Annotated in this window: 3 protein-coding genes; 1 reads left to right on the top strand and 2 read right to left on the bottom strand. The window is 62.4% G+C overall.

The window, feature by feature from the left end; all coding sequences use genetic code 11:
• Both RIV14_RS13310 and RIV14_RS13315 read right to left on the bottom strand, forming a co-directional pair.
• Positions 1–2,410: P-loop NTPase family protein (locus RIV14_RS13310; RefSeq protein WP_309325234.1), on the bottom strand; the 2,410-nt coding region annotated here is incomplete at its 3' end.
• 130 nt (positions 2,411–2,540) lie between these two features.
• Positions 2,541–3,419, bottom strand: coding sequence for a lysophospholipid acyltransferase family protein (locus RIV14_RS13315; protein WP_075371880.1), 879 nt, complete (start codon positions 3,417–3,419; stop codon positions 2,541–2,543).
• 225 nt (positions 3,420–3,644) lie between these two features.
• Here RIV14_RS13315 and RIV14_RS13320 point away from each other — a divergent pair.
• On the top strand, positions 3,645–4,944 hold a 1,300-nt coding region (locus tag RIV14_RS13320), incomplete at its 3' end, for a DEDD exonuclease domain-containing protein (RefSeq protein WP_309325235.1).

Below are 4,944 nucleotides of genomic sequence, written 5' to 3' on the forward strand. Positions count from 1 at the left end.
GATCATCAATGCGCTCCACAACCTCAAAAGCCTGATCCACATGACCAGCACTTACCAGCCCACTCACCACGTGCGTCAAGGCTTTCGCACGCCACCTAGGATCATCAATCTTCTCCGACACACACTCGGCTGCAAGCATAATACTGACATCCACATAGTAGCCCTCACCTAAAGCATCGATTTCCCCAAATCGAGAAAACACCCCGAGAAGCCTCGACTTTAACAACACAGAAGCAACTACTTCAACAATTTGATCCTTGAGATCAATATCTATATTACAACCAAGCTCAGCGACCACAAGCACGAGAATATCTACCAGAAGGAACATATTCTCACTGCGACGATCTTGGTAAGATAATTCGCTGTTAAGCACAGTAGGGATGACTGACAAATAACTACGTTCGCATCCGAGGTTTACAGTAGTTTCCACAACCTCTTTAGCGGCCTTAAGTCTATTCCTTCGATCATCGATCGCCATGACCATATCTAACACCAAATCAGGGGCGTCTGCAAAATATAAGACACTGACTGTAGGCAACTGTTTGATATATCTAGAGAATTTCGCAATCCGCTCCCTGAACTCAGTGGCACAGAGGATAGGTTCTGTCATTGCGTCATCAAAACCCCTTCCATGACTCTTTTCGATTAGTTGGACACATTCGCGCTCTATTGCCCCCAGAACCAACGATTTTCTACCATAGCGCCGCAGCATTTCATTATAACGGCAGCCATCAAGCATCACCTTAACGGTAGCGCCTCGGTTCGCCTCGTCACTAAGCATGAGATCAAAGCAGGCTTCACTTAGCATGTAATCTGGGGTTGCTCTACCCCAACCTTTGCCAGCCCGAACCATCACCCATTGCTGGATGATCTTGCGATATGGTCCCAAAGACTTTTTACGTACTTCCGCCCACCAGACTTCATCCTCCCAACCGTCTTCTCCGAGGCTGTCGGGGGAAATCTCGCGCAGCACGGCGCGCAGAACAGCATCATGCCCCAGAGTGTAGGACGGGACTTCTCGGTCGCCAAAGCCGACGTTGACCCGCATGAGCATACGACCAGGAGAATGATCTACACACGCCTTGACGTCTCTACTGGGCACATTCTCAAGATGGCGATGCCTAGCGATCAGCTGTCGCAATTCATCTACAGTCAAAGAGCCACCACACGCCGCCAAAAATGCTCCGATATCGACAGCGAGATCAGACTTGAAGAACGTTTCAATATCCTTCTGATTGATCTTCTCTTGAGCAATAGGAGAAGGTTTAAGTGAGGCAATTACCCTCGAAGAATTGCATACTATATCCTCTGGCATCCGAGGGTTCGGCCGAGACGCCGTCACCAACTTCACGCCTTCGGGAAGATGTCGTGGCAGCAACGATAGAATGGACTTAGCTGCAGCATCATCTGGTCGCTCGTAGTAGGAATCCTCGTCCACTCCGTCAATGACAAGAACCAGAGGCCGAGGGTTCTTGCCTGATTGGCACGCCGTTGCTGCTCGACGCAAAAGTTGACGGAACTCGGTGTTCTGGGATGCCGGCTCAGAAACCCGCTCTGTGTACTCATCTCCTAAAATTTCCGCCAACTGAGCCCCAGCAACGAAAGAGAAACTTCTCCAGTCATTCCCATCGCCACCCATACGACGAATGAAGAAGGACACGATGTGCACGTCGCTCGGCGGATTCAATGCGAAGGAGGACATCAGGGCGGTTTTACCACTAATCATGCCCGCCTCCATGGCATACCAAACGTCCGGCGCCCCATGGACAAATGCTGTCAGTTCCGCGATTTCTCGCTCGCGCTCCTCCAGAGGATCCGGAGCAAGGTCGCGAACCACCTCCATATGGTCAGCAACGACGGCGCGCGTCTGGGAGGCTCCAGCGGGACGTTCAGCGAGCCGTTGAATCCCAGAACGAACTTCCTCGACGCTCTCGAGAATAGAGGCCAACGCCTCCTTCTCAGTGAAGCAATCAGCAACGCGTTGGCACGCTACCTCAAGTAACCAGTCGAAGGCCTGCCTCGCTGACTCGTCCGCCAGATCACTGCGCAGGTCTGTGCCACCCAGGTCAAGAAGAGTCCGGCGCAACTCTTCCCAGTTGTATCCCGCGGCAAGCCGTTCCTTCTCCGAGAGTCGGTCGATGAGGGATGCCACCTGTCGGGCTGCCACATGCCAGTCAGCCTCGGAGATCCCCTGATGCTCTCGGAGCAGCTGCTTTGCTGCATCGTCGGCGATCTTCTCAGCAAAGACCGCCCGATTTCCGCCGATTTCCAGCGTTCTCCGGAACTTCGCCAACAGCCCGGCACCTTCGCCAACCGCTGTGGCGAGTGCTCCCTGTCCGGAGGCTATGAGGAGCAGCTTCACAATCGATGTCCCGAGGGGAATGAAAGTGTCGCGATCCATGGCAGCCATGAGCGCTCCTCATCGTGTGGTGCATGCTACAGGAAGATTCCGTAACTTTATCGCAGCACACCGGCGTCCTGGAACCAGTTGGTCAGCCGTCAGGCAATCCTCGCCCGGCCGGGCTCAACCGCGCCCGCCCCTACTCGGCACCGGGCTCGGCCTCGTCATCGGCAGCCTTGTCCTTCTTCTTGTCCTTGCCGCTCTTGTCCTCGGGCGGCTCGGGCACGGAGACCTCGGGGGCGGGGCGACCACCGGGCGCGGTCACGGGGGCCACCGAGGGGCGGGCCTGCGCCTGGGCGGCAAGCATCTCGGTGACGACCTCGTCGGCGGTCTTCTTCTCCGAGTCCATGGCTTTCTTGACGTCGGCGGCGTAGAGGTCCACGTACTCCTGGCCGGAGAGGGCCATGAGGGCGTACATGATCTCATCGGTAATGGAGCGCAGCACGAAGCGATCGTTCTCCAGGCCCTTGTAGCGGGAGAAGTCCAGCGGCTCGCCAATGACGATGCCCACGCGGTGCCGGGTGGAGGGGATGGACTTGCCGATCGGCTGGGCCAGGTTGGAGCCGATCATGGCCACGGGCACTACGGGGGCTCCGGTGGCCAGGGCGATACGGGCCACCCCGGTCTTGCCGCGGTAGAGGCGCCCGTCGGGGCTGCGCGTGCCCTCGGGATAGATGCCGAAGAGCTGCCCCGAGCGCAGGCGGTCGATGCCGGCCTGGAGCGCCGCCTGGGAGGCCTTGCCGCCGGAGCGGTCCACGGGAATCGTGCCCACGGTCTTCATGAAGTTCTTCACCGCCCAGCCCTTGACGCCCTTGCCGGTGAAGTAGTCGGCCTTGCCGATGAAGGCGACCTCGCGGTCCACCAGCAGCGGCAGGAAGAAGGAATCGATAACCGCCAGGTGGTTGGAGGCCAGGATCGCCGCGCCCTCGGCGGGAATGTTCTCCTCGCCGCGGATCCAAGGCTGGTAGAGCATCTCCAGGGCCGGGCCGACTGTTGCCTTGATGGGTCCGTATCCCACGCGGGGCCTCCTGTGATCTGCTGGCTGGGCGGCCACCACACGTTCCTGCACCATCGGAGACGGACGGCACCGGAGCCGGCGGTGCCGCTCGGGTATGGGGATGATTCTAGGGTGCTTCCCACCTTGCTCGCACCGACTTCCCGACGACTGGCGAGGATGCATGTCACTGCCATCCTCTAGCCTGCGACCGTGAGCACCATCGGGACCCAGGTGTCCTTCGCCGACATGGGCACGCCCCTGGAGCGGGCGACCTTCGTCGTCGTGGACCTGGAGACCACCGGCAGGGCGCCGGGCGCCCGCTCTCTGACCGAGATCGGGGCCGTCAAGGCGCGCGGCGGGCAGGTGCTGGCGGAGTTCTCCACCCTGGTCAACCCCGGCGTCGCCATCCCCGCCCAAATCACCATGCTCACCGGCATCACGAACGCCATGGTGGCCGGCGCCCCCAGTGTGCGCACCTGCATGGAGGCCTTCCTGGACTGGGCGGACCTGTTGGCCGACGACGTCGTCCTCGTGGCCCACAACGCCCGCTTCGACGTCGGTCACCTGCGCGGCGCCGCAGCCGCCCTGGGCCTGGAGTGGCCCGAGCCCCGCGTGCTGGACACCCTGGCGCTGGCCCGCAAGGCCTGGACCCGCAGCGAGTTGCCCAACCACAAGCTGGGGACGCTGGCCGCCTTCGTGGGCTCCCAGACCCGTCCCACGCACCGGGCCCTGGATGACGCGCGCGCCACCGTGGACGTGCTGCACGCGGCCCTGGAGGTCATGGCGCCGCTCGGCGTCACGCATCTGGAGGACCTGGCCACCGCCTCCGACCCGGTCCCGGCCAGGCGCCGCGCCAAGAGCCGCCTGGCCGACGCCCTGCCCAGCGGCCCCGGCGTCTACCAGTTCCGCTCGGCGGCCGACCAGGTGCTCTACGTGGGCAGCGCCGTGGACCTCAAGCGCCGGGTGCGCTCCTACTTCACCGCCGCGGAGAAGCGCCGCCAGGTGGCGCAGATGCTGGACACCACCGTGAGCGTGCGGCACATCGCCACACCCACGCTCATTGAGGCGCGGGTGCGCGAGCTGCGGATGATCGCCGAGCTCGACCCGCCGGTCAATCGCCACTCCCGGGCCCCGCGCCGCCGCCCCTGGCTCCACCTGGCCCAGGGCTCAGGATCGCGGGCCGATCCGCGGTTGGCGCTCACCACCGTGCTGCCCACGGAGGAGGTCGGCCATGCGGTGGGCCCCTTCGCCTCACGCGGCAGGGGCCAGGAGGCCCTGCGGGCAGCCGAGTCGGTGCTGCGTCTGGGCCGCTGGGACGGGCGCGAGCTGCGGCGGGTGCGCCACGACGACGTCCCGGCTGAGCCGGCCGAGGTGCTGGCCTGTCTGTCGGGCGAGGTCGACCTGGTGACCGCTCCCCTGCTGGAGCGCATCGCGGCCCTGTCCCGGGCCGAGCGTTACGAGGAGGCCGGGACCTGGACGGCCCGCCTGCGCTGCCTGCTGCGCGCGGTGGACCGGGCCGAGCGGGTGCGGCCCCTGCTGGCCTGCC

Source organism: Actinomyces acetigenes (assembly GCF_031296635.1).
GTDB lineage: Bacteria > Actinomycetota > Actinomycetes > Actinomycetales > Actinomycetaceae > Actinomyces > Actinomyces acetigenes.